Source organism: Flavobacterium franklandianum (assembly GCF_007097365.1).
GTDB classification, from domain to species: domain Bacteria; phylum Bacteroidota; class Bacteroidia; order Flavobacteriales; family Flavobacteriaceae; genus Flavobacterium; species Flavobacterium franklandianum.
Genome location: NZ_VJZR01000011.1, coordinates 100,421 through 124,957 on the forward strand (window position 1 = coordinate 100,421; position 24,537 = coordinate 124,957).

Annotated in this window: 23 protein-coding genes; 17 read left to right on the forward strand and 6 right to left on the reverse strand. The window is 33.8% G+C overall.

Annotation, left to right across the window (positions count from 1 at the left end; genetic code table 11):
* Window positions 1-98: 98 nt before the first annotated feature.
* Window positions 99-626 (reverse strand): DUF6155 family protein, encoded by a 528-nt coding sequence (locus FNW17_RS12340; RefSeq protein ID WP_143389373.1) that lies wholly within the window; start codon window positions 624-626, stop codon window positions 99-101.
* Window positions 627-729: 103 nt separating this feature from the next.
* Here FNW17_RS12340 and FNW17_RS12345 point away from each other — a divergent pair, with 103 nt between their 5' ends.
* Window positions 730-1,014: a DUF3817 domain-containing protein gene (locus FNW17_RS12345; protein WP_143389374.1), complete on the forward strand. Its 285-nt coding sequence runs from the start codon at window positions 730-732 to the stop codon at window positions 1,012-1,014.
* A gap of 53 nt (window positions 1,015-1,067) precedes the next feature.
* Here the strand turns inward: FNW17_RS12345 and FNW17_RS12350 are convergent, their stop codons facing one another.
* On the reverse strand, window positions 1,068-1,457 hold the full coding sequence (locus FNW17_RS12350; RefSeq protein WP_144071787.1) for an acyl-CoA thioesterase: 390 nt from the start codon (window positions 1,455-1,457) through the stop codon (window positions 1,068-1,070).
* Window positions 1,458-1,529: 72 nt separating this feature from the next.
* On the opposite strand from FNW17_RS12350, the gene FNW17_RS12355 reads away from it, so the two are divergent.
* From FNW17_RS12355 to FNW17_RS12430, 16 genes are all read left to right on the forward strand, one after another.
* Window positions 1,530-1,916 (forward strand): glyoxalase, encoded by a 387-nt coding sequence (locus tag FNW17_RS12355; RefSeq protein ID WP_144071797.1) that lies wholly within the window; start codon window positions 1,530-1,532, stop codon window positions 1,914-1,916.
* 209 nt (window positions 1,917-2,125) lie between these two features.
* The gene (locus FNW17_RS12360) at window positions 2,126-2,839 is read left to right on the forward strand and encodes an esterase family protein (protein WP_144071788.1); all 714 of its coding nucleotides are present in this window, start codon (window positions 2,126-2,128) and stop codon (window positions 2,837-2,839) included.
* Between the two features lie 118 nt (window positions 2,840-2,957).
* The gene (locus FNW17_RS12365) at window positions 2,958-3,908 is read left to right on the forward strand and encodes an ATP-grasp domain-containing protein (RefSeq protein ID WP_144071789.1); all 951 of its coding nucleotides are present in this window, start codon (window positions 2,958-2,960) and stop codon (window positions 3,906-3,908) included.
* A gap of 104 nt (window positions 3,909-4,012) precedes the next feature.
* Window positions 4,013-5,119, forward strand: coding sequence for a carboxylate-amine ligase (locus FNW17_RS12370; RefSeq protein WP_144071790.1), 1,107 nt, complete (start codon window positions 4,013-4,015; stop codon window positions 5,117-5,119).
* Between the two features lie 127 nt (window positions 5,120-5,246).
* On the forward strand, window positions 5,247-6,077 hold the full coding sequence (locus tag FNW17_RS12375) for a type 1 glutamine amidotransferase (protein WP_144071791.1): 831 nt from the start codon (window positions 5,247-5,249) through the stop codon (window positions 6,075-6,077).
* A gap of 135 nt (window positions 6,078-6,212) precedes the next feature.
* Window positions 6,213-7,403, forward strand: a complete 1,191-nt coding sequence (locus FNW17_RS12380) for an ATP-grasp domain-containing protein (RefSeq protein ID WP_143389378.1) — start codon at window positions 6,213-6,215, stop codon at window positions 7,401-7,403.
* Between the two features lie 618 nt (window positions 7,404-8,021).
* On the forward strand, window positions 8,022-8,585 hold the full coding sequence (locus FNW17_RS12385; RefSeq protein WP_143389379.1) for a gluconate 2-dehydrogenase subunit 3 family protein: 564 nt from the start codon (window positions 8,022-8,024) through the stop codon (window positions 8,583-8,585).
* Window positions 8,586-8,619: 34 nt separating this feature from the next.
* On the forward strand, window positions 8,620-10,323 hold the full coding sequence (locus FNW17_RS12390) for a GMC oxidoreductase (RefSeq protein ID WP_185964763.1): 1,704 nt from the start codon (window positions 8,620-8,622) through the stop codon (window positions 10,321-10,323).
* Between the two features lie 10 nt (window positions 10,324-10,333).
* Complete coding sequence (locus FNW17_RS12395; protein WP_143389381.1) at window positions 10,334-11,497, forward strand: Gfo/Idh/MocA family protein; 1,164 nt, start codon at window positions 10,334-10,336, stop codon at window positions 11,495-11,497.
* A gap of 36 nt (window positions 11,498-11,533) precedes the next feature.
* Complete coding sequence (locus tag FNW17_RS12400; protein WP_143389382.1) at window positions 11,534-12,586, forward strand: sugar phosphate isomerase/epimerase family protein; 1,053 nt, start codon at window positions 11,534-11,536, stop codon at window positions 12,584-12,586.
* 12 nt (window positions 12,587-12,598) lie between these two features.
* Window positions 12,599-12,976, forward strand: a complete 378-nt coding sequence (locus FNW17_RS12405; RefSeq protein ID WP_143389383.1) for a c-type cytochrome — start codon at window positions 12,599-12,601, stop codon at window positions 12,974-12,976.
* A gap of 58 nt (window positions 12,977-13,034) precedes the next feature.
* Complete coding sequence (locus FNW17_RS12410) at window positions 13,035-14,501, forward strand: Gfo/Idh/MocA family protein (RefSeq protein ID WP_143389384.1); 1,467 nt, start codon at window positions 13,035-13,037, stop codon at window positions 14,499-14,501.
* 26 nt (window positions 14,502-14,527) lie between these two features.
* Window positions 14,528-15,259 carry a 3-keto-disaccharide hydrolase gene (locus FNW17_RS12415; protein ID WP_144071792.1) on the forward strand — a complete coding sequence of 244 codons (732 nt, stop codon included), beginning with the start codon at window positions 14,528-14,530 and terminating at the stop codon, window positions 15,257-15,259.
* Window positions 15,260-15,318: 59 nt separating this feature from the next.
* A complete protein-coding gene (locus FNW17_RS12420; protein ID WP_144071793.1) occupies window positions 15,319-16,557 on the forward strand; it encodes a nucleoside permease in 1,239 nt (412 codons plus the stop codon).
* A gap of 11 nt (window positions 16,558-16,568) precedes the next feature.
* Window positions 16,569-17,462, forward strand: coding sequence for a hydroxypyruvate isomerase family protein (locus FNW17_RS12425; protein ID WP_143389387.1), 894 nt, complete (start codon window positions 16,569-16,571; stop codon window positions 17,460-17,462).
* Between the two features lie 20 nt (window positions 17,463-17,482).
* The gene (locus tag FNW17_RS12430; protein WP_143389388.1) at window positions 17,483-18,358 is read left to right on the forward strand and encodes a sugar phosphate isomerase/epimerase family protein; all 876 of its coding nucleotides are present in this window, start codon (window positions 17,483-17,485) and stop codon (window positions 18,356-18,358) included.
* A gap of 421 nt (window positions 18,359-18,779) precedes the next feature.
* Here FNW17_RS12430 and FNW17_RS12440 read toward each other — a convergent pair whose 3' ends face one another.
* From FNW17_RS12440 to FNW17_RS12455, 4 genes are all read right to left on the reverse strand, one after another.
* On the reverse strand, window positions 18,780-20,432 hold the full coding sequence (locus FNW17_RS12440) for a M1 family metallopeptidase (protein ID WP_144071794.1): 1,653 nt from the start codon (window positions 20,430-20,432) through the stop codon (window positions 18,780-18,782).
* A gap of 105 nt (window positions 20,433-20,537) precedes the next feature.
* A complete protein-coding gene (locus tag FNW17_RS12445) occupies window positions 20,538-21,752 on the reverse strand; it encodes an ATP-grasp domain-containing protein (RefSeq protein ID WP_144071795.1) in 1,215 nt (404 codons plus the stop codon).
* A gap of 29 nt (window positions 21,753-21,781) precedes the next feature.
* Entirely contained in the window at window positions 21,782-23,212 is a 1,431-nt protein-coding gene (locus tag FNW17_RS12450) for a leucyl aminopeptidase family protein (RefSeq protein WP_144071796.1), read from the reverse strand.
* Between the two features lie 6 nt (window positions 23,213-23,218).
* A complete protein-coding gene (locus FNW17_RS12455) occupies window positions 23,219-24,355 on the reverse strand; it encodes an alpha/beta hydrolase (protein WP_235893276.1) in 1,137 nt (378 codons plus the stop codon).
* Between the last annotated feature and the right edge of the window lie 182 nt (window positions 24,356-24,537).

The following is a 24,537-nucleotide window of genomic DNA, read 5'->3' on the forward strand; positions in this document are numbered from 1 at the left end:
GGATTTTTGCAAAAATACACCTAAAAAAGAGTTTTTCAACTAAATATTCATCTAAAAAAAGAATAGTGATTAAATAAAAACAACTATGTAATTGATTTTTAATACTCAAAACGTTCAATTATGGCGTTGAATTCTGGCGCATTATACCATTTTTGGTACACTGTTTCTTTGTTTATAGCTATAATTCTAGTTTTGAAATCTTCCGTTATTCCGTTTGCAATCATAAAAATAATGGCTTGTTCATACGAATTGAACATACTTTTGTAAAACAATTCAGACTTAACAGTCTTTTCGGCTGAGAAAGTTTGAGCAATTTCTATCGAATAAAGCATCAGATCACTAATAATGAATGGATCTACACCCAAAAGAATAAAATGTTTGATGTATTTTTGAGCCACCGAGCGACGCATTTTTGGTCTTCGAGGTTTCCCTGAAGTGCGTGCTGGGAAATATTCATTCGAAATTTTAAGTTTAGATTCCTTGAGTAGCGTATCTTCTTTTGGATTAAAGACAAAATCATAATACGTTTTTATAGGACTAAATTTTTCATACAACTCAATAATTTGTTCTTCGAGTTGCCTTTTATCGAGTTCTTGAAGGTATTTTTTTAAATCACGTTTGCTCATTTTCTAATTATATTTATGCAAAAGTAATTTACTTTAGGAATTAATTCACTTTAAATCAATGATATTCCTTAGTTTTGCGTTTCGAATTTAGAAAAATAATTTTATGCTCAGAATATTCAAAAACATTGCCATCCTAGAAGGAATCTCTTATTTAGTTTTATTTTTTAATATGCTTTTTATTAAACCTTCCAACTTAGAACTCTACAAAAGTTTGTTGTATCCAATAGGAATGACCCACGGAATTTTATTTATTGGTTATGTTTTGTTGACCGTTTTACTAAAAAAATCTCAAGAATGGGACTATAAAACAACTTTAATTATTCTGGGAGCCTCGCTTCTACCCTTCGCCACTTTTTTTATTGAAAAAAAATATTTGAGAAAAAAATAAAGGATTTAAATAGACCTATCTCTATTTTTAAATAAAAAAATCTGGGTAAAAAATTAGTTATCCAATCGGTCTTTAATAAATTCGATTTCGGTCTTTCCATGTGGTTTTGGTTTGCCATCAGGACCCAAATTTACCATTGTGGTGTGGTCGATTGTAATAATCGTTTCGCGAGTCATCATATTGCGAGCCTCACATTTTAAGGTAAGCGAAGTGGTTCCAAACTTTAGCACATCAATTCCTATTTCGATGATGTCCCCTTGTTTTGCTGAGCTTCTAAAATTGATTTCAGACATATACTTGGTTACAACTTTAGTGTTTTTCAATTGAATTATAGTGTATAAAGCCAATTCTTCATCAATCCAAGCCAATAATTTACCTCCAAATAAGGTACCGTTTGGGTTTAAATTTTCTGGTTTTACCCATTTTCTAGTGTGAAATCTCATATTTATATTTTATATCTGCGAATTTAAATTTTTCCTATCTCATTTTTTTTTATTTTTAAAGAAAAAAAAATGATGAATCAAAGAGATGTTTTTTTAAAAGAATTTCGAGGAGAAACAATTGGCAGTATAACAAATGAATCATCATCAGATGAATTATTTCAAAATCAAGCACTTCGCCCTATTTTGAAATTACAAAACGAAATTTTAGTCGAGTCCTTCATTAATTATTTAAGCAAAAACAAAATAGATTTCGGCGCATTTACAATCGAAAAAAAAATGGCTATGATCGAAAATTCGATTCAAAAAGACATCAAGTTTCGAAATGTCTTAAAAGGAATGATAATTGGACTTTTTACTTCTGATGAATATGCTCAATACATCAAAAAATCCTCTAGTCTCAACAAAAGAATGATGGGAATGCTTATCGAAAGATTGAAAAGTCAGGTGCAATTATTATAGTAAAATACCCAAAAAATTATACACTATGTGATTTTAAAGAATATTATTTTTAATAAACTATTTTTGATTTTCGTTTCATTATTTTCATTATAATTGTTAAAAAATAGGAAGCATGAAATCACCACAAAAAACCAGTTTGTTGCAAACAAACACCTTTGAGAAAAAAGGTGATACCATATATGACAACTAAAAAATAAAAATTTACATATATGAAAGAGGAATATTTCAAATGGTACTCGCACAATTTAAGTAGAGAAATAGAAATGCTCGTTTTTGGTCACGCTGGTTATCCCGTACTACTTTTTCCTACTTCTATGGGAAGTTTTTACGAAAATAAAGATATGGGTTTGATAGACTCCGCAAAATGGTTTATCGACCAAGGATTAATCCAAATATTTTGTCCTGCAAGTATCGATAAAGAAAGTTTTTACAATAAAAATATACATCCAACACATCGAATTGAAAATCATACTTGGTATGATAAAATGATATGTCATGAAATTGTAGAAAAAGTAAAAAACAATACTTCTTCAGGAAAAGTAGCTGTTGCAGGTTGCAGTTTTGGTGGCTATCACGCTGCCAATTTTGCCTTTCGTCATCCAGGTTATATAAGCCATGTTTTTTCTATGGGTGGCGCTTTTAGTATCAAAAATTATATGGATGGGTATCACGATGACAATGTTTTTTATAACAGCCCGGAAGATTATTTATATGGATTGAATGATCCTGAACTTTGGAATATGGATATTTGTTTGGGCACCTCCAATTGGGATATTTGTTATGATGCCAATCTAAAATTAAGTAAAGTTTTAAATGATAGAAATATTCATCATTGGCTGGATATTCGACCGGATAGAGAGCACGATTGGCCAGTTTGGAAAGAAATGTTTCCACATTATTTATCCAGAATTAAGTTCTTTTGAGTATTAAGATTTGATTATTTAGTAGATAAGACTAAAAACATATATGATGAAATCGTAGATTATTTTATCCGTTCGCCTTTCAGGATCGGGTCACGAAAACCAAAAAAACTATATAAAAATGAGTAAAAAAATTGGAATATTATTCGGGATGGAAGATACTTTTCCGCAAGCATTTATAGACAGAATAAACTCAAAAAACGAAAAAGGTATCATTGCCGAAGCCGTTTCTATAGACAAAGTAGTTCAAAATAAAGATGGAGAATATGCCGTAATTATTGATAGAATTTCACAAGATGTTCCGTTTTATAGAGCTTACTTAAAAAATGCAGCTTTGACAGGAACCAACGTCATCAATAATCCGTTTTGGTGGAGTGCCGACGACAAGTTTTTCAATAATGCATTAGCCGATACTTTAGGAGTTCCACTCCCCAATACCGTAATTCTTCCATCGGCAGAGCATCCCACGGACACCACTGGTAAATCGTTCAGAAACCTAAAATACCCAATGGATTGGGAAGGAATTTTTGATTACATCGGCTTCCCAGCTTATATGAAACCCTATGCTGGTGGCGGGTGGAAAAATGTATATCGACTTGAAAACAAAGAAGAATTTTGGGAAAAACATCAAGAAACTGGGCAATTGGTAATGATGTTGCAGGAAGAAATTGTCTTTACCGAATATTTCCGTGTGTATTGTTTGGGTTGCAAAGACGTTCATATTATGCAATACGAACCAAGAAATCCGCATCAGCTTCGTTATGTAATTGATGGTCCTCCAGTTGATAAAAAATTATTAGCCACCGTAAAAGACTATACGTTAAAACTTTGTAAAGGATTAGGTTATGATTTTAATACTGTAGAATTTGCCGTTCGTGATGGAATTCCTTACGCCATCGATTTTGGGAATCCAGCGCCAGATGCCGAGTTGACATCTGTGGGGGCAGAAAATTTCGAATGGGTTGTTGAACACGCTGCAAAAATGGCAATTGCTGCAGCAAAAAAACAAAAACCAGGCAAAATGAATTTGACTTGGGGAACATTTATTAAAGATGCTGTTTCTGTTAAATAACAACTTTATTTATTATGAAATGAGCATATCGGAAATACGACGCAAACACCGATCAAGATATATGCGAATTACATATTCCTTTTAAAAGAAAATATTATCTACATATGAAAAAATTACCCGTTTTTACTCTCGGTGTTGAAGAAGAATATCAAATTATAGATCCAATTACTAGAGATTTGCGCTCGCATTTATCTAAAATTGTAGATGGTGCGAAAGTAATTTTGAATGAACAGGTCAAAGCCGAAATGCACCAATCGGTGGTTGAAGTGGGAACAAATATTTGTAAAAACATACACGAAGCCGAAGCCGAAATCAAATCTCTCAGAGGACATATTGTAGATTTAGCAGATAGACAGGGTTTAATAGTTGGTGGTGCAGGAACTCATCCTTTCTCGAAATGGCAAGACCAACCCATAACCGATGACCCTCGTTATCATAATATTGTAAAAGAGTTGCAAGACGCTGCACGTTCCAATTTAATTTTCGGGATGCATTGTCACGTTGGAATTGAAAATCGAGAAATTGGATTGCAATTAATGAATCAGGCGACGTATTTTTTACCTCATATATTTGCTTTATCTACTAATTCCCCTTTTTGGGAAGGAAGAAATACAGGTTATAAATCCTATAGAACCAAAGTTTTTGATAAATTCCCTAGAACAGGTTTGCCTGAATATTTCGATTCGCTTTCCTCCTATGAAAACTTTTTGGAAACTTTGGTAAAAACCAATTGCATTGACAATCCAAAGAAAATTTGGTGGGATTTGCGACTGCATCCGTTTTATGACACCATAGAATTTCGCATCTGTGATATGTGTTTAACAGTGGATGAAACGATGTGTATTGTGGCTATTATCCAAGCCATTGTGGCCAAATTATATAAATTGTCTTTGCACAATATGAGTTTCAATGTCTATCGTTTAGCCTTGATAAAAGAAAATAAATTCCGCGCTGCACGGTATGGAATTGAAGGAAATATGATTGATTTTGGTCTTCAAAAAGAAGTCGAAACTAAGATGCTTGTTCTCGAATTGCTCGAATTTATTGACGATGTCGTGGATGAACTCGGAAGTCGTGACCAAATTAATTATGTTCACACCATTATGAAAAACGGAACTGGAGCCGACAGACAATTGGCGGTTTATAAAGAAACGAACTGTTTGAGCAAGGTGGTTGATTTTATAACCGGTGAATTTACAAAAGGGCTTTAATCAGATTACAGGTCTCAAATTACAGCTTGAAATTGATATAATAATTGCCATCGAAATTACCATTGCCATTGAAATTGCCATTGAAATTGAAAAAGTTATCTTTGCAAATTAATTTAGCCTGCCAATAATGAATAATACTATCATAAAAATAGCGGTTTTAGATATGTACAATGGAGAACCCAATCAGGGAATGCGCTGTATCATTGATATTATCAACCGTTTTAATCAAATTGTTACTTTCCAGATTTTTGATGTAAGGGTAAAATCAGAATTACCAGATATCAAAAAATTTGATATATACATTTCGACAGGTGGGCCTGGAAATCCTTTGATTGGTGATGGAAATTGGGACTTGAAATACTACAATTTTATTGATGAATTGAACCAATGGAACAATGAAAATTCAGTAAAAAAACACGTTTTGTTTATTTGTCATTCGTTTCAAATGGCTTGCAAACACTTTGGCTTAGCCGAAATTACAAAACGACACGTTACTTCTTTTGGCGTGAGGACTATTCATAAAACAAAAGAGGGATTAACAGACGCACTTTTTGAAGGGCTACCTGATCCTTTTTATGCTATCGATTCTAGAGATTATCAGGTTGTACAACCCAAATTGAGTGTGTTTTCGAAAAAAGGGGCTAAAATTATTTCTCTGGAAAAAATTCGAGATAAAGTACATTACGAAAGAGCTATTATGGCGGTTCGTTTTTCGGATTATTTTGTGGGAACTCAATTTCATCCCGAAGCAGATCCAATCAGTTTTATTGCCCATTTGAGAAATAAAGAATCCAAAGAGAAAATAAGAGTATTGAAAGGCAAACGTAAATTCAGGAATATGCTTGAAGATTTAGTCGATGATGATAAAATTTACCGAACAAACGAAACCTTGATTCCAAATTTCCTCCGAATTGCCATCAATGATTTGATGATCACTAAGAAAATGCTGTCGAATTAGATTAGAATTAAGTATTAATAATTAAGGCTAACTAACATTTAAACAAATACATTTTTCATAATACTTGAAACTTTTGTCTTAATACTTTTAAACGTCCTTCTTAATACTTGATTTTTTTATCTTAATACTTTTAAAATGATTGACAAATACAGACATCTTTTTAATTCCCAATTTACTGAAGAAAAGTATCAGGAATTAAAAGACGATATCGCTTCCGATTTTGATTATGCACCCACTTTTCGAATTGGTGAAACCCCTTTTTTTATTTCCAATGAGTTAAAAGCAAAAATCATTGAAGGTTGTAACGATGTTATAAAATTGATTCAACAAAAAGACTTTAAAAGCCTAACAAACAAATCATTAGAACTAAATCATAATATTCCCAACGAAGACGAACACACCACTTTCTTAGCCATAGATTTTGGAATTTGCGAAGAAAACGGAGTTGTTGTTCCAAAATTAATTGAAGTGCAAGGATTCCCTTCATTGTATAATTACCAAATCAATCTTTACGAAAAATTCAAGAAGCATTATCCGTTTTTAGAGGAATTGACACCGTTTATCAACAACATTACTATAGAAGAATATAACAAAATGCTGGAAGAAGTGATTTGCAACAATCATCCAAATGAAAATGTAATTCTGCTGGAAATTGAACCCGAAAAACAAAACACAAAAATTGACTTCTATTATTGTCAGAGAGATATTGGTATTCCGATAGTTTGTGTTACTGATATAATTAAAAAAGGCAAACAACTCTTTTACAAAAACGAAAGTGGCGAAGAAATCCGTGTCAAACGCATTTACAATCGCGTGATTTTTGATGAATTGGATTCGCGAACCGATTTAAAACTGAATTTCCATTTCTCAGACGATCTTGACGTGGAATGGGCAGGACATCCCAACTGGTTTTTTAGAATCAGCAAGTTTATTTTGCCTTTCCTGAAAGGCAAGTATTTCATAGAAACCACTTTATTGAGTGATTTGGCAGCAATTCCAGAAGACTTGGAAAATTATGTATTGAAACCTTTATTTTCTTTCTCGGGTTCGGGCGTAATTTTTCACGTAAAAAAAGAAGACATCGATGCCGTGGTCGAAAAAGAACTGTACATTCTCCAGAAAAAAGTGAATTATATTCCAATAGTGCAATCTCCCGACGGAAAAGTAAAAGCCGAAGTACGCGTGCTTTGCGTCTGGAAAAAAGATGATGACGCTCCCACTCTACTCTGCAACTTGGCACGATTGAGCCGTGGCGAGATGATTGGAGTGAAATTCAACAAAGACAAGGATTGGGTTGGTGGAACTTTGGCGTTGTTTGAGAGGTAGAAATTAATTTTTTGTTTCTACATTTCTTTTTTATTTTTTTATATTAATATATCTACCCTTCTTTACATATAAATAGAAAGAATCAATTATTGTCGTATTTACACATTTAATCTTACCATATAAGGCATATAAGTTCACATAAGCGATTCAATCAAAAAATTAAATGTTCTTATATGCCCTTATATGGTAAAAAAAAAACGACACTATTTTGTTCTCATTACCTATCGAACTATTATTATATTTATTTTCTTTTAAACTGTAATTATTTAAATAAATCAGTCCTTATTGTTTCTTTTTTAAGCAATAAGATTTTAATTTTTTTAATTAAAAAAAATTAACAAGTTAAATTCTAATAATTTGCTACAATTACAACCTGTTCTTATTGTTTAAACAATAACAAAATATTTGTTTCGTTGAATAAATAATAATTAAAAATTGTTTAAAATCATAAAATATATAAATTAATATGATAAATTCAAATAATAATAATAATAATGTATTTTTGACACGATAAATAAAAATAAATTACGATTATAATATTTAATTCATTAATATTGGAACAATGTATGAATTACATATTTAGTTATAATAAATACACATTTTTAATAATTTGACAACATGGATAGAAGAAGGGCGCTAAAAAACGTAGCAATATTATTAGGAACTGCCATTTCATCTAGTACAATGGCAGTATTGTTTGAAGGTTTTGGAATTCCTGAAAACGAAAAAAACAGAGTGTCTTTTTCTTCATCAGATGAAGAAATTTTAGCTGAATTTGCAGATATTATTTTACCAACCACAAAGTCATCCCTAGGAGCAAAAGCTGCAGGTTTAGGAACTTTTATTCCTATGATGGTTAGGGATTGTTTTCCAGCGGAAATCCAATTAATTTTTGCTTCGGGTTTAAAACAAATGGAAGAAAAATGTATGACAATGTACAATAAAAACTTCCTGTCTTTAAATATAGAAGAACGCCAAAAAATTCTAGTTGATTTGAGAACCGAAACTATTGAAGCAAAGAAAACTTCTTCATTTTTTGTGATAGCTAGAGATTTGACTCTTTTAGGTTATTTTTCTTCAGAAATAGGATGCACACAAGCTCGAGAATATCTTCCTATTCCAGGTCGCTATGATGGTAGCGCTGAATATAAACCAGGGCAAAAAGCTTGGGCAACTAACTAATTTTTTTTGTAATACATAAAATGACAAGCTCATAATGAACATAAATACAAATTTAAAAAAACAAAATACTTACGATGCAATTGTTGTAGGTTCTGGTATAAGTGGCGGTTGGGCCGCAAAAGAATTAACCGAAAAAGGATTACGCGTTTTAATGTTAGAACGAGGTATGAATATCGAACATGTAAAAGATTATGATTCTGCAATGAAATCTCCATGGGAATTTGAGCATGCCGGAAAATTAACAGAAGATCAAAAACTTAAACATCCTGTTCAAACGCGTGATTATCCCTATAATGAAGCAACCGAAAAATGGTGGGTTAATGATTTAGAATGTCCTTATACGGAAGACAAACGTTTTGACTGGTATAGAGGTTTTCACGTAGGTGGAAAATCATTGATGTGGGGACGTCAAAGTTATCGCTTTAGCGATCATAATTTTGAGGATAATGCAAGAGATGGTCATGGAAATGATTGGCCAATCCGTTACAAAGATATTGCTCCTTGGTACGATTATGCAGAGCAATTTATTGGAGTAAGTGGTCAAAATGAAAATTGGCCTTTATTACCAGACGGACAATTTTTGCCTCCAATGGACTTGAACTGTGTCGAAAAATCAGTTAAAGAACGTTTAGAGAAGCACTATAATAAAAGTAGAATACTTACCATCGGTCGTACCGCAAACTTAACCGTTCCACATAACGGTCGTGGTAGTTGTCAATATAGAAATTTATGTAGTCGCGGTTGTCCATTTGGAGCTTATTTTAGTACACAATCTTCTACTTTGCCAGCAGCAATGGCTACCAAAAGACTAACCGTTAGACCCTACTCAATCGTAAATCATATCATTTATGATAAAGATACCAAAAAAGCAAAAGGGGTTATGGTAATTGATGCAGAAACCAACGAAACAATGGAATTTTATGCCAAAATTGTCTTTGTAAATGGTTCTACTCTAGGCTCTACTTTCTTGTTATTGAATTCTACTTCCGATGCTCATCCTAATGGATTTGGAAACGGAAGTGGTCAATTAGGACATAATTTAATGGATCACCATTTCCGTTGTGGTGCGGAAGGAAGTGCTGAAGGATTTGAAGATAAATATACATATGGTCGCAGAGCCAATGGTATTTATATTCCAAGATATCAAAATATGGGCAGCGATAAAAGAGATTATTTAAGAGGATTTGGTTATCAAGGAGGCGCTTCAAGGGGTTTATGGCATAAAGAAGTGGCAGAATTAGCTTTTGGTGGCGACTTTAAAGATACCATGTCCTTACCAGCCGATTCTTGGAGTATGGGATTAGGAGGTTTTGGTGAAATGTTACCTTACTATGAAAATAGAGTTTATATAGATCATACTAAAAAAGACAAATGGGGGCAGCCTGTTTTAGCTATTGATTGTGAATTCAAAGAAAATGAAGCTAAAATGAGAGAAGATATGATGTATGATGCAGCCGAAATGCTAGAAGCTTCAGGAATAAAAAATGTAAAACCGTATGATAATGATTGTTATCCAGGAATGTCCATTCACGAAATGGGAACTGCCAGAATGGGTAACGATCCAAAAACATCAGTTCTAAATAAATGGAATCAGATGCATGAAGTGAATAATGTTTTTGTTACAGATGGTTCTTGTATGCCTTCAATTGCATGTCAAAACCCGTCCTTGACATTTATGGCATTAACTGCTCGTGCAGCCGATTATGCTGTAAAAGAATTAAAAAAAGGAAATATTTAGAATCGAAAAAATGAATAGAAAATTAAGAATGGGAATGGTTGGAGGTGGTCAAGATGCTTTTATAGGCGCAATCCACCGTTTAGCTGCCAATATGGATGGTCTTATCGAATTAAGTAGCGGCGCACTTAGCATAAATCCAGAAATTGCGATTGCTTCAGGAAAAGCATTATTTCTTCCAGAATCAAGAACTTACTTGACTTATGAGGAAATGATTAAAGCCGAAGCAGCATTGCCCTCAAGCGAAAGAATTGACTTTGTTACAATTGTAACTCCAAATTTTGCCCATTTTGCACCTGCTATGATGGCGTTAGATTATGGTTTTAATGTTGTTATCGAAAAACCAATTACTTTTTCTTTGGAAGAAGCTAAAATATTAAAACAAAAATTAGACGAAACAGGATTAACACTTTGTTTGACGCACACTTATTCGGGTTACCCAATGGTGAAACAAGCCAAAGCAATGGTTAGAGAAGGAAAATTGGGAAAAATCCGTAAAGTCTTGGTAGAATATCCCCAGGGATGGCTGAGTACCTTGTCAGAAAGAGAGGGAAATGCTGGAGCAGCTTGGAGGACAGATCCAAAAAAATCAGGAAAAAGTGCGGTAATGGGAGACATTGGAACACATGCCGCTCAATTAGCCGAATATATTACAGGAGCAAAAATCACCGACGTCTGTGCTGAATTAAGTACCCTAGTCGTAGGCAGGGTTATGGACGATGATGGTGCAGTTTTATTGAAATTTGATAATGGTTCGAAAGGCGTTTTAATGGCTTCACAAGTTTGTGCTGGTGAAGAAAACGCTCTAAAAATTAGAGTTTATGGCGAAAAAGGTGGAATCGAATGGTTCCAGCATGAGCCAAATACTCTAATTGTAAAATGGTTAAACGAGCCTACACAAATATTGAGAGCTGGTAGTAATTATGGTCATTTATCATCATTTGCAACGTATAATTGTAGAACTCCTGGCGGACATCCAGAAGGATATTTAGAAGCATTTGCCAATATCTATCGCAATTTCGCGCTAACATTATCATGTAAATTAGATGGTGTAGAACCTACACCCGAAATGTTAGACTTTCCTTCCGTTGAAGATGGTTTGCGAGGCATGGCTTTTATAGATAGCGTTGTGGCGTCAGCACAATCAGATAAAAAATGGACCCCTTATCTTTTGTAGATTAATGATTAATTCTTTAAAATTTAAACAATAAATATGACTACAATTCAAGGCCCTGCGGTTTTTTTGGCTCAATTTATAAGTGACGAAGTACCTTTTAATTCCTTAGACGGTATTTGCAAATGGGCATCCGATTTAGGTTTCAAAGGAATTCAAATGCCAACTTTAGATCCTCGTTTTATTGATTTGCAAAAGGCTGCCGAAAGTAAAACTTATGCTGATGAATTAACCGGAATAGTAGCTTCTTACGGAATGCAAATCACAGAATTATCTACACATTTACAAGGACAACTTGTTGCTGTTCATCCAGCTTATGATACTATGTTTGATGCTTTTGCACCTTCAAACGTTCATGGAAATCCTAAAGCGCGTCAAGAATGGGCTGTTCAGCAATTAAAATATGCTGCAAAAGCTTCTTTTAATTTAGGTCTTACTGCACATGCTACTTTTAGTGGTTCTTTACTATGGCAATATTTTCACCCTTGGCCTCAGCGTCCTGAGGGTTTGTTAGAAGAAGGTTTTGCTGAATTAGCAAAAAGATGGATGCCTATTTTGAATGAATTTGATAAATATGATGTAGATGTTTGTTATGAAATTCATCCAGGAGAGGATTTATTTGACGGAGAAACGTATGAAATGTTTTTGAAGGCAGTTAATAATCATCAAAGGGCTTGCATATTATATGATCCTTCTCATTTTGTATTGCAACAATTAGATTATATTCAATATATCGATTTTTATCACGAACGAATAAAAGCGTTTCATGTTAAAGATGCTGAGTTTAATCCAACAGGAAAACAAGGTACTTTTGGCGGTTACCAAAATTGGATTAACCGAGCCGGGCGCTACCGATCACCAGGAGATGGTCAAGTCGATTTTAAAACAATTTTCAGTAAATTGGCACAATACGATTATAAAGGTTGGGCAGTAATGGAATGGGAGTGTTGCTTGAAAAATCAAGAAGATGGAGCAAAAGAAGGCGCCGAATTAATACGAAATAACATTATAAAAGTTACCGACAAAGCATTTGATGATTTTGCTAAGGTAAAAACGAATCAGGTATTAAATAGAAAAAATTTAGGAATATAAAATTTTAATAAAATGAAAATCAAGCATTTAGTCATTACCATTGTTCTAGTTACATTAAGCTCTTTTACAAAATTTAATTCAGATAAAATTTATATTGCAACTCCAATAAAATCAGAAGTAATTGTTCAACAACCTTCAGAAGGTGAAAAACTTATTGCCAAATCAGATTGTATTGGTTGTCACAATAAAGACAAAAAAATTGTAGGCCCATCCTATTCTGAAATTGCCAAAAAATATCCTTCTAACAACAAAAACATAAATTATTTAATTGATAAAGTTTTATCAGGAGGTTCTGGCGTATGGGGACCTGTTCCAATGTTAGCTCACCCAACTTTAAAAAAAGAAGACGCAAAGTCTATGGTAAAATATATTCTTTCGATAAAAAAATAACGAAATTCAAATAGTTACCTGTTTTATTTTTAACTATCCAAAACAATAAAAAATCAAAATGAAAGAAGAGGAAATAAAAAAACCAGAAAATGAAATTGTAAATAGCAGACGTGATTTTATTAAAACTACTACAGTAGCTGCTGCAGGATTTATGATCGTTCCTCGTTTTGTATTAGGTCGGGGTTATGTAGCTCCAAGTGATCGATTGTTGATAGCAAGTATTGGTGTAGGCGGAAAAGGTCAATCTGATACTGCGATGTTTGCAAAAAGTGGTATTGCAGATGTTGCTTTTCTTTGTGATGTGGATACCCGTAGAGCTGCAAAAAGTGTAGCTGCTTTTCCTAAAGCCAAATTCTACAAGGATTGGCGCGAAATGTTAGACAAAGAACACAAGAATTTTGATGCAGTTTCAGTTTCAACACCAGATCACAATCACGCCATTCAAGCCTTGGCAGCTATGCAATTAGGCAAGCATGTTTATGTTCAAAAACCAATGGCTCATGATATTTATGAAGCTAGAATTTTGACTCAAGCAGCCAAAAAATATAAAGTAGTTACCCAAATGGGGAATCAAGGTGCCTCAAATGATGGTACCCGAATCATGAAAGAATGGTATGATGCTGGATTAATTGGTGATGTACACACGATTCATGCTTGGACAGATCGCCCAGTTTGGCCACAAGGAATTCCTTGGTCTACCGCACAAACCGAAATCCCAAAAGAATTAGACTGGGATTTGTGGCTAGGAACAGCCCCTTACAAAAATTATGTAAATAAATTGGTGCCCTTTAACTGGCGTGGTTGGTGGGATTATGGAACTGGTGCTTTAGGTGATATGGGTTGTCATTTATTAGAAGCACCTTTTAGTGTTTTAAATTTAAAATATGCCAAAGACGTACAATGTAGCGTAGGTTCTGTTTATGTGGATGAATTCAAAAGAGGTTATTTTCCTGAAAGTTGTCCGCCTTCAAGCCATGTAACATTGACATTTCCTAAAACTGAAAAAACAAATGGCGACATAACCGTTCATTGGATGGATGGAGGAATTCAGCCAGAACGCCCATCAGAATTAGGTCCGAATGAAATATTTGGCGATGGTGGAAACGGTACTTTATTCACAGGAACAAAAGGTAAAATGATGTGTGATACTTACGGATTAAATCCAAGATTATTGCCACTTAGTAAAAACGAAAATCTTACTATTGCCCAAAAATATGCTCGTGTAGAAGGCGGTTCTGATGGGCATTACAAACAATGGATTGAGGGTGCTATTGCCGGTTATGGCAAACACGAATTAAGTTCTGGATTTGAAGTTGCAGGTCCTTTGACCGAAGCTTTATTAATGGCAAACCTTGCTATAAGAGGTTACGATATTCAAAAAGAAGTTCTAGGCGAAGATACATATCCAGGTCGTTCCGCTAAATTATTATGGGATAATGACCAAATGAAAATTACCAATTTCGATGAAGTAAACCAGTTTGTAAAACGAAACTATCGCGAAGGTTGGAAAGCTTTAACTTTATAAAAACAACAATTTAAAAAATTAAAAAAATGATTAAAAATATTTGTACTTCAATATTACTTTTAATAGTGATTCAAACATCTAAAGCTCAAACTTTACCAAAAGGTTTTAAATTAATATTTGATGGAAAAACCACAACAGGGTGGCATACTTACGGAAAGACAACCGCTGGAAGCGCTTGGAAAGTGGAAGAAGGTGTTTTGCATTTTGATCCTGCAGCTGCAAAAAATGATCAAGGTGGAGATCTTGTAACGGATAATGAATATAAGAATTTTCATTTGAAATTAGAATGGAAAGTTGCTCCAAATTCAAATAGTGGAATTATATTTTATGTAAATGAAGATCCGAAAAAATATAAAAACACCTACAACACCGGACTTGAAATGCAAGTTTTGGATAATGACGGACATCCTGACGGAAAAATTGAAAAACACCGTGCAGGTGATTTATATGATTTAATAAAAAGTTCTTCTGAACCAGTAAAGCCTGTAGGTGAATGGAATAGCGCAGATATAGTATGTAAAAACGGGAAATTGACACTTGTTTTGAATGGTGTTACAGTTGTAGAAACAATGCTTTGGGATGATAATTTTAAATCCTTAGTTGCCAAAAGTAAATTTGCTGGCTGGGAAGGTTTTGCAATATCTAAAACAGGAAAAATTGCTTTGCAAGATCATGGTGAAAATGTTTGGTACAGAAATATCATGATTAAAGAATGGAATACCATGAAAATTACAACAGGCTGTGAAAACGGTATGTAATCTTAATAATTTTATAGTAAACCACTAAATCTAACATCTAACCAATTAACCAAAATTATATGAATTCCAAAATCCGAATTAAATTATCTTTCATGATGTTCCTAGAATTTTTTATCTGGGGTTCGTGGTTTGTAACTCTTGGAACTTTTTTGGCGAGTAACTTGCATGCTTCGGGATCTGAAACTGCGGCAGTTTTTTCAACCCAATCTTGGGGCGCGATAATTGCTCCATTTATCATTGGCCTGATTGCAGACCGTTATTTTAATGCAGAGAAAATCTTGGGAATTTTGCATCTTGTAGGTGCTTTTTTAATGTATCAAATGTATATTTCTACTGATGTAACGTTATTTTATTCTTATGTTCTAGGATATATGATTTTATACATGCCAACATTGGCGCTTGTGAATTCAGTATCTTTTAACCAAATGAAAGATCCCGAAAAAGAGTTCGCCAACATTCGTGTTTGGGGAACTATTGGATGGATTATAGCAGGATTATCTATCAGTTACTTATTTCATTGGGATTCTCCTGAAGCCACAGCGCAAGGGTTACTTAAAAACACCTTCCTTTTAGCAGGAATTGCTGCATTCGTTTTAGGGATTTTCAGTTTTACTTTGCCTAAAACCCCCCCAAAAGTTAGCGATGAAAAAATCAAAATTGGAGATATTATCGGTCTCGATGCTTTGAAACTTTTAAAAGATAAAAATTTCGCTATCTTTTTTGTCTCTTCCATTCTAATTTGTATTCCACTTGCCTTTTATTATCAAAATGCACATCCATTTTTGACTGAAGCTGGCTTAGAAAATCCAACTGGAAAAATGGCAATTGGCCAAATATCAGAAGCTTTATTTCTATTGCTAATCCCTGTATTTTTTACTCGTTATGGCTTTAAGAAAACTATTTTAATAGGTATGTTGGCTTGGGCAATTCGTTATGTTTTATTTGCTTATGGAAACGCACAAGATTTGAGCTTTATGCTAATTATCGGAATTGCTTTGCATGGTATTTGTTATGATTTCTTCTTTGTTTCAGGGCAAATATATACAAATTCAAAAGCTGGAGAAAAATATAAAAGTGCAGCTCAAGGTTTAATTACTCTAGCTACATATGGAGTTGGAATGTTAGTAGGCTTTAAAGTTGCCGGTTGGATTACCGATAATTATAAAATACTAAGTGGTGGTGTAGATTGGAAAATGGTTTGGATAATTCCTGCGGGAATTGCATTGGCTGTGTTCTTAATTTTTGCACTATTCTTTAATGACAAAAGTAATTCTAAAAAAGAAGTTGCATCCATTTAAAAACAAATAAAATGAGTTCAAACCTAAGTAGAAGATCACTTATCAAAGGAATTATAGCAGGAACAGCTGCTTTAGGATTACCTTCAAGTCTTTCGGCTTTTGCTTTGGAAGAAGAAACTTTAAATAATGAATTTGTGAAGCTAAAAGGAAATATTAATCATTCTGTCGCACGCTGGTGTTTCAGTGATATTGATATAGATACACTTTGCATCGAAGCCAAAAAAATAGGAATATCAGGAATTGATTTAGTGGGGCCTAAAGATTGGCCTATTCTAAAAAAGTATGAACTTGATTCTCCAATGTGCAATGGTGCCGAAATTAATTTGGTTGACGGGTTTAATGATTTCCAATTTCACGAAACGTTGATAAAAAATTATACCGAAATGATTCCGCTTGTGGCGAAAGCAGGTTATAAAAATCTAATATGTTTTAGCGGAAACCGAAGAGGAAAAACCGACGAAGAAGGTTTGCGTAATTGCAAAGTTGGTTTGGAAAAATTAATTCCCTTGGCCGAAAAACACAACGTAATATTAGTTATGGAATTGCTAAACAGCAAAATAGACCATAAAGATTATCAATGCTGCAACACCTCTTGGGGAGTAGCATTGGCAAAATCATTACAATCTGAAAACTTCAAATTGTTATATGATATTTACCATATGCAAATTGACGAGGGTGATGTAATTAGAACCATAAGAGACAATCACCAATATATTGCCCATTATCATACCGCTGGAGTTCCAGGTAGAAATGAAATTGATAAAACGCAAGAATTGAATTATCCTGCAATCATCAAAGCCATTACCGAAACTGGATTTAAAGGATATGTGGCGCAAGAATTTGTTCCAAAAAATCCAGACAAAATCTCGTCATTGAGAAAAGCAATCGCTATTTGTGATATTTAATAATCTAAAGATATAAAAAAATGATAAAAAGAAGACAATTTTTAATAAGTAGTGGTTTAGCCTTAGGTACTTTAGTCCTTGCTCCTTCCCTAGCTTTTGCCTCAAAAAAACGTTCTATTGGGATACAATTGTACACCCTTAGAGATTCTTTGCCAAAAAATGTAAAAGGAGTTCTAGCCCAAGTGGGAAAAGCAGGTTTTACAGGAGTAGAAACTTTTGGTTATTCTCAGACTAATGGATTTTTCGGAACTTCGGCTAAAGATTTTCAATCAATTTTGAAAGACAATGGTTTGAAAGCTACAAGTAATCATTTTGATTTTAATAGCTACATTAAAGATGGTAAAACGGATATTTTAAATTCATACATTGAAACTGCTCACATTTTAGGAAGTGAATATGTAACTATACCTTATGTGATTCAAGAATTAAGAGGGAAAAGTATAGATGATTACAAAAAATTGGCTGCTGGAATTAATAAAGTTGGAGAAATCTGTCATTCAAATGGATTAAAACTTGCATATCATAATCATGATTTTGAATTTATAAAATTCGAAAACACTACAGGTTATGAAGTCTTACTAAATGAAACCGATAAAAATATAGTTGACTTTGAATTGGATTTGTATTGGGTAGTTCGTTCAGGAAATGATCCTTTGAAATTATTCAAAGACCATCCAGGACGTTTCAAAATGTGGCACGTAAAAGATATGGATAAAGTAAATCTTGATTTTAATACTGAAATTGGAAATGGAACAATCGATTTTAAATCCATTTTTGCGCAAGCAAAACAATCAGGAATGGAACATTTCTTCTTGGAACATGAGTCTAATTATATTCCAAATCCAGTTGAATCAATAAAAACTAGTTTTGATTATATTAATAAAAATTTAATATAATTTAGTTCTATTCAATATAAATTAAAAAAGGTATTCAATTAATTACTAATTGAATACCTTTTTTAGATAATGATAAATTACCAGTTTTCTAAATCTATTAATTTCTTTCCTAAATAACTTAATTCAGCAATTTTATGCTTGGTTTACTCCAGTTTTATTATATCTACTGGAAAAACAGAACCTTCAGGAGCAATTATATTTTTCCAAGAATCAATTCTCCAATTTCGCAATTAACATTATCTTCCTTCGCAGGCATCATCGCGATATATTGAGCAACTATTACTTTGTCTTTTGCTAAATTAGCTCGAATACCATAGTATTGCGGTTTTGAAAGCTTATCCTATTTCAACAGAATTTTTAAAAAATTAATTGAAGAAAATCCAATTCATTTTAAAAAAAGATAGGTTCTCTCATTAAATGTTTATTTACTCTTTATCACATTCACATAAAAATCCTTGTTCACTTCCAATTTCAAATCTTTAGGAGTTTTTAACATAATAATCCATTCTGCTTGAGGTTTTAGCCATTGTTCTTTTCCGTTAATGTTTACTTTTACCGGTATATTGAAATTGGGAACACAATTCGTCCAGCGATATTCTAGATTGTTGCCTTGAACTTTATATTCGAAAGTCGGGATTCTAATATCTCTCAAATATTGGTCAAAAAAGGATTTTAAATCGAGTCCAATTTGTTGACTTAAATAATCCTCAATTTGTTTGGTCGTAACAGTTTGGTGGTAAAAAGTGCTGTTCAATCCACGTAAAATCGTTCTCCATTTTTCGTCGTTATTCACGATTTGGCGCAACGTGTGCAACATATTCCCGCCTTTTGGGTACATATCGCCGGAACCTTCGTTGTTTACTTCGTAATGTCCAATAATAGTTTTTTTGTTTTTTATTCCTTTTCGGGTGCCTCTAACATATTCAGCTCCGGCTTCCTTTCCGTAGTAATATTCTACAAAAAGGCTTTCAGAATAGTTCGTAAAACCCTCGTGAATCCACATATCGGCAATATCTTTGTAGGTGATATTATTGGCAAACCATTCGTGTCCTGACTCATGAATAATAAGAAAATCGAATTTCAATCCCCAACCTGTTCCGCTCAAATCTGTTCCAAGATACCCTTTTTTGAAATCGTTCCCATAAGTAACACTACTTTGATGTTCCATCCCTAAATATGGGGCTTCAACTAGTTTGTAGCTGTCTTCATAAAACGGATACGGCCCAAACCAATGCTCGAAAGCTTTCAACATTCTTGGTACATCTTGAAAGTGAATTTTGGCTTTTTCTAAATTATATTTCAATACATAGTAGTCACAGTCCAAATCGCCTTTTTCGCCCTTGAAAACTTCTGAAAATGAAACATAATCGCCAATATTTATATTCACGCCATAATTATTAATGGGGTTTGACACATACCAATTGAAAGTTCTGGTGCCATCCATCATATCGATTACACTTTGCAAACGTCCATTGGAAACATCCGTCAAATTCTTGGGAACATTCACACTAATGAGCATATCATCGACTTCATCGTACATATGATCTTTGTTCGGCCACCAAACACTCGCACCCAATCCTTGACATGAAGAGGCAATAAAAGGTTTTCCATTAGCGTCTTTATTCCAAGTAATTCCTCCATCCCAAGGCGGATTCACGGCGATTTTGGGTTTTCCACCATAAAAAATAATGACTTCTTTTATTTCTCCCGTATTTTGTGGCGCGACCAAATCGATATAAAAAACATTGCCTTCTCTTTTATATTTTAGTTCCTTACCATCCTGAGTTACTTTAACTATTTTCAATGGTTCTTGAAGATCAATTTGCATTCGTTTATAAGAATTCAAAACCTTATAACGAATGGTATTCGAACCCGAAATTGTGCTATCAGCGGGATTTACTTTAATGTCAAGATGGTAATATTTCACGTCCCACCACACTCTTTCCTTGGTAATACTTCCACGAAGACTATCTTGTCTGGTAAAAACTTCATCTTTATTTCCTAGAAGTCCTTGTGCATTTGCTGTATTAAAAATTAGAAATGCAATAAAAAAAATGGATATATATTTATTCATAAAATCAATTTTAGATAAAAAGTTTGATGCTTTCGGCATCCATTTTTTTAAACCATTAAGAAATTAAGTTTTTACTTTTTCTTAATGGTTTATTTTAGATACATATTAATGCAATTTCGAAACCTTCTTTTGTTCCCCGACAGCTGCAAAATCAGTAGTTAAGCGATTGGTATAATCATCCAATAAATCTAAAACTCGTTCATTCGAATCTGATTTAACAATTAAACCTGCGTGATAATCCAAAGGAACCCTAAAGCAAACTTCCGAATCTGAAAACGAGGATAAATCAGGATGTTGAAATTTTGATAAAGTCAACACAATTCCTGCATAAGATTTTTTGATTTTTGGCAAACAGTATTTGGTTTCTTTGACCAAAGAATCTTCGATAGCTGCCCATTCTTTCCAAAGATTAATATTGGAAGCTGCTTCTACCATTTCGGCGAGATGTGCTCCGCCAACTCGGGAAGAAGTTTCAAGAAAATAAATTTTTCCGTCGTCCTTGCATTTGATATATTCCGAATGTGCTGCTCCGTGTTTCAATCCAAAACCTTTGATAACTTGTTCATTTACTGCTTTTATTACCGTATCATCTTCAGAATCATACTGAATATTAGCACTTCTAAAAATCCCTCCACCTTGCGAAATTTCCAATGGAGTCGTCAAATATTTTGAAGTGATACTGAACAGTATTTTGCTATTCAAAACCAAACTATCGCAATGATACACATCCCCAGATCGAAATTGCTCCACCAAATATTTAAATCTGTTATTCCCCATTTCGTTGATGTGAATCCACAAACTTTCTTTGTCAAATATTTTTATGATTCCCAATGCCGAAGCTTCGGAACGTGGTTTTAAAACCCAAGGAGGCGAAATCGTATCGGCAAAAGTATTGATGTCGTGATCATTAAATAAAGAGCAAAAATTAGGATTTGAAATTCCACAACTCTTAGCTCTCATTCGCATTGCGAGTTTATCCCTGAAATAGCGACCAGTGGTTTGCCCCATTCCATCAATTCGAAGATTTTCGCGGAGATAAGTTGCTTTTTCGACATCATAATCGTCCAAGGCGATGATGGCATCAATTTTATTTGATTTCATCAAATTGCCAACACCCAGTAAAAGATGCTCCAAATTCCAATCGGTATCTTGCCCTGCCATATAAAATATTTCATCAATATAGTCGGTTGGCCAAGGTTTATTGCTAAGTTTTTCGCTGGTAATGAGAAATACTTTGTTGCCTAGTTTTTTTAATTCAATCAAAAAATCGACACCCTTAAAAAAATTGGAAACACAAATAAAGGTTTTGGCAGTTTTCATATTTGGGGAATTTACTTGTTAGCGGTCATTTATAAATTTTCTATGAATTTAGTCAATAAATGAACACCATAAGCGGTGGCGTGTTTACTTTTTGCAAATTCGTCATCACCAAAGGCAACTCCAGCTATATCAAGATGCGCCCACGCTTTGTGGTTTTCGGTAAAATATTCTAGGAATTTTGCTGCTGAAATGGCTCCAGCAACAGGTTTTCCGCTGTAATTTTTTACATCGGCTATATCACTTTCAATATCGGACTTGTAACATTCCCAAAGAGGCAATTGCCATAAACGTTCGCCAATGGCATCTCCAGATTCTTGAAGTTTCTTTGAAATAGCTTCATTATTGGTAAACAAAGCGGCACATTCGTAACCAAAAGTTCCCACGGCACTTCCTGTCAACGTGGCTATATCAACAATATATTCAGGTTTAAAATTTTTGATTAAATAGGATATTCCGTCTGCCAATACCAATCTTCCTTCGGCATCAGTATCAATAATTTCTATCGAAGTTCCGTTATAGGAATGAATGACATCACTTGGTAAAAACGATTTGGCATCCACCGCATTTTCGGCGCAAGGCACAATAGCAGTTACTTTTACAGGTAATTTTAAATCGGCAATTAGTTGCATTGCTCCAAAAACGGCTGCTCCACCCGCCATATCACATTTCATATGCAACATTCCAGAAGTTTTAATATTTAAACCTCCAGTGTCAAAAGTGATCCCTTTTCCCACCAAACCAATGTGCTTTGTTTTGGTATCTGCATTTTTGGGTGAATAATTCATTATAACAAACTGAGGTTCGTTTTCGCTTCCCTTTCCAACAGCTAAAAAAGCACCTAAACCTGCTGTTTTAGAAGCTTCATAACCCAAAACCTCTACCTGGAAACCGAATTTTTTTCCGCTTTCGTTGGCCCAATTAGACAAATATTTTGGAGTCACTTTATTAGGTGGCAAATCGACCAAACGAAGAATTTCAAGTTGGGCATCGGCAATTTTTAATCCTTTGGCCACGGATTCAGAATAATCCTTTTTAGTCATTAACAACAATTCGAAACTCTCTTTCAAGAAGGGATGTATTTCTGTTTTTTTGAAATGGCCTAAATCATAAGTTCCTAAATGAAGTCCAGAAATTGTAGCTTCGACTTGATCTGCCGTAAATTGTTCAGGTAAAACCAAAGCAATATTTGAGCAAAATGATTCTTTTTGTTTGGAAGAAATTCTACGGAAAATGGTTTTCAACGATTTATAATCACTGTCCTTTCCTAGCCCAATAAATATATGGGTAGAGTCGTATTTTTCGACAATATAATGAGTATCTTTCTTTCCATAGAATACTTTAGAATTAACCGAAACTCCTTGGAATTCGATAGGAACTAGACTTTTTGAATAGGTTTCGAAAACTGGAATTAAGATGGTTCCAGTAAATGTATCGAGGTTTTTTATTGTAATTGTTTTCATTTGTTGTTATTCTGTTGTGTTAAAAAAAAGCCATTCTATTGCCTTTGGAAACTCATCACTCCAATACCTTTCATTGTGTTTTCCGTGCCTATTGATACTTAAATTTATCTTCATTTTATCCTTAACGAATTCGCTCGAAATCATATTATTTTTAAAATTTTGAACGTGTTCAATCATTGTATCACTTTCATCACCACCTGCATATAAATAAACTTTGGTGTCGTCATTGTTTGTTGAATTGGAATCGATTTTAAGTTTTGGAACCACCCATAAGGAAGGAGAAAAAATCATCAATTTTCCGTATACTTCTGGATTTCGCAATCCACTGAAAATACTGACCAATCCACCCATTGAACTACCACCAATTCCGGTGTGTTCGCGTTCGGATTTCGTTCTGAAATTACTATCTACGAATGGTTTCAATGTTTCGGTCACAAAACGAATGTATTTCTTACCTTGACCTTTTCCAAGTACAGTTTTGCCCACATTGTATTCCTTCACTCGATCTTCTTCGGCGTGTTCGATAGCGATGATGATAATTTTTCCAATTTTATATTCAGACATTACTGCCAGTTTTTTGTCGATTTCCCAATTGCCGTGTTTGGCTGCTTCGTTGAATAAATTCTGCGCATCTTGCAAATACATTACAGGATATCTTTCGCTAGATTTGTCATAATCGTGCGGTAGCAAGGCCCATATTTTTCTGGTTTTATTGAGCTGCGGAATTTCAAATTCGTCTGAAATTAACTGTACTTGCGGTAAAAAAGATTGTTTGAAGGGCAACCAATTTTTTCTCCATCTTGCCACATATTCGTTTTGGATTCCTGAATGATTTCTGGTCGAACGGTTTTCGGTTCGGTTTCCGTGAATGTCAATTTCTACCTCACTCCAATCGCCTTTGGTAAATTTATATAGTAATTCCTGTGGATAAATAAAATCCGCCGGGAATTCATATTGAAATAAATTATCCTCGATTTTAGTCATCAAAAAATTAAGATCTTGTGTATGCCAATTATTAAAATTCCCTGAAATATAAACAGGTCTAGCATCGTCTTCGTCCGTTTTTAAAATAATCTGAAGTCCTTTTATTTTATTGTTGTTTTCTGCTGTAAAGGTTGTATTCTCTGAAATCATCTCTTGCATTGTAGTATCAAATTTTGTAATAAAAAGTAAATATAGTGGATTGGTATTGGATTTAAAAGAAAAAATAGAAACCCAATAGTAAATGAATCACTATTGGGTTTTATGAAATGAATTACCCCGAGGCAGAGCCTCGAGGTATCGTGTTACTCGAAAGTTAACCGTAGCTGGTTTTTGTTAAACGA

Bases quoted from the DNA above. Each gene is read 5' to 3' on its own strand.
- FNW17_RS12380 (WP_143389378.1), top strand. From the start codon at position 6,213: ATGATTGACAAATACAGACATCTTTTTAATTCCCAATTTACTGAAGAA.
- FNW17_RS12340 (WP_143389373.1), bottom strand. From the start codon at position 626: ATGAGCAAACGTGATTTAAAAAAATACCTTCAAGAACTCGATAAAAGG.
- FNW17_RS12430 (WP_143389388.1), top strand. From the start codon at position 17,483: ATGATAAAAAGAAGACAATTTTTAATAAGTAGTGGTTTAGCCTTAGGT.
- FNW17_RS12385 (WP_143389379.1), top strand. From the start codon at position 8,022: ATGGATAGAAGAAGGGCGCTAAAAAACGTAGCAATATTATTAGGAACT.
- FNW17_RS12420 (WP_144071793.1), top strand. From the start codon at position 15,319: ATGAATTCCAAAATCCGAATTAAATTATCTTTCATGATGTTCCTAGAA.
- FNW17_RS12405 (WP_143389383.1), top strand. From the start codon at position 12,599: ATGAAAATCAAGCATTTAGTCATTACCATTGTTCTAGTTACATTAAGC.
- FNW17_RS12360 (WP_144071788.1), top strand. From the start codon at position 2,126: ATGAAAGAGGAATATTTCAAATGGTACTCGCACAATTTAAGTAGAGAA.
- FNW17_RS12375 (WP_144071791.1), top strand. From the start codon at position 5,247: ATGAATAATACTATCATAAAAATAGCGGTTTTAGATATGTACAATGGA.
- FNW17_RS12350 (WP_144071787.1), bottom strand. From the start codon at position 1,457: ATGAGATTTCACACTAGAAAATGGGTAAAACCAGAAAATTTAAACCCA.
- FNW17_RS12415 (WP_144071792.1), top strand. From the start codon at position 14,528: ATGATTAAAAATATTTGTACTTCAATATTACTTTTAATAGTGATTCAA.
- FNW17_RS12425 (WP_143389387.1), top strand. From the start codon at position 16,569: ATGAGTTCAAACCTAAGTAGAAGATCACTTATCAAAGGAATTATAGCA.
- FNW17_RS12450 (WP_144071796.1), bottom strand. From the start codon at position 23,212: ATGAAAACAATTACAATAAAAAACCTCGATACATTTACTGGAACCATC.
- FNW17_RS12400 (WP_143389382.1), top strand. From the start codon at position 11,534: ATGACTACAATTCAAGGCCCTGCGGTTTTTTTGGCTCAATTTATAAGT.
- FNW17_RS12365 (WP_144071789.1), top strand. From the start codon at position 2,958: ATGAGTAAAAAAATTGGAATATTATTCGGGATGGAAGATACTTTTCCG.
- FNW17_RS12395 (WP_143389381.1), top strand. From the start codon at position 10,334: ATGAATAGAAAATTAAGAATGGGAATGGTTGGAGGTGGTCAAGATGCT.
- FNW17_RS12355 (WP_144071797.1), top strand. From the start codon at position 1,530: ATGAATCAAAGAGATGTTTTTTTAAAAGAATTTCGAGGAGAAACAATT.
- FNW17_RS12455 (WP_235893276.1), bottom strand. From the start codon at position 24,355: ATGCAAGAGATGATTTCAGAGAATACAACCTTTACAGCAGAAAACAAC.
- FNW17_RS12345 (WP_143389374.1), top strand. From the start codon at position 730: ATGCTCAGAATATTCAAAAACATTGCCATCCTAGAAGGAATCTCTTAT.
- FNW17_RS12440 (WP_144071794.1), bottom strand. From the start codon at position 20,432: ATGAATAAATATATATCCATTTTTTTTATTGCATTTCTAATTTTTAAT.
- FNW17_RS12390 (WP_185964763.1), top strand. From the start codon at position 8,620: ATGAACATAAATACAAATTTAAAAAAACAAAATACTTACGATGCAATT.
- FNW17_RS12370 (WP_144071790.1), top strand. From the start codon at position 4,013: ATGAAAAAATTACCCGTTTTTACTCTCGGTGTTGAAGAAGAATATCAA.
- FNW17_RS12410 (WP_143389384.1), top strand. From the start codon at position 13,035: ATGAAAGAAGAGGAAATAAAAAAACCAGAAAATGAAATTGTAAATAGC.
- FNW17_RS12445 (WP_144071795.1), bottom strand. From the start codon at position 21,752: ATGAAAACTGCCAAAACCTTTATTTGTGTTTCCAATTTTTTTAAGGGT.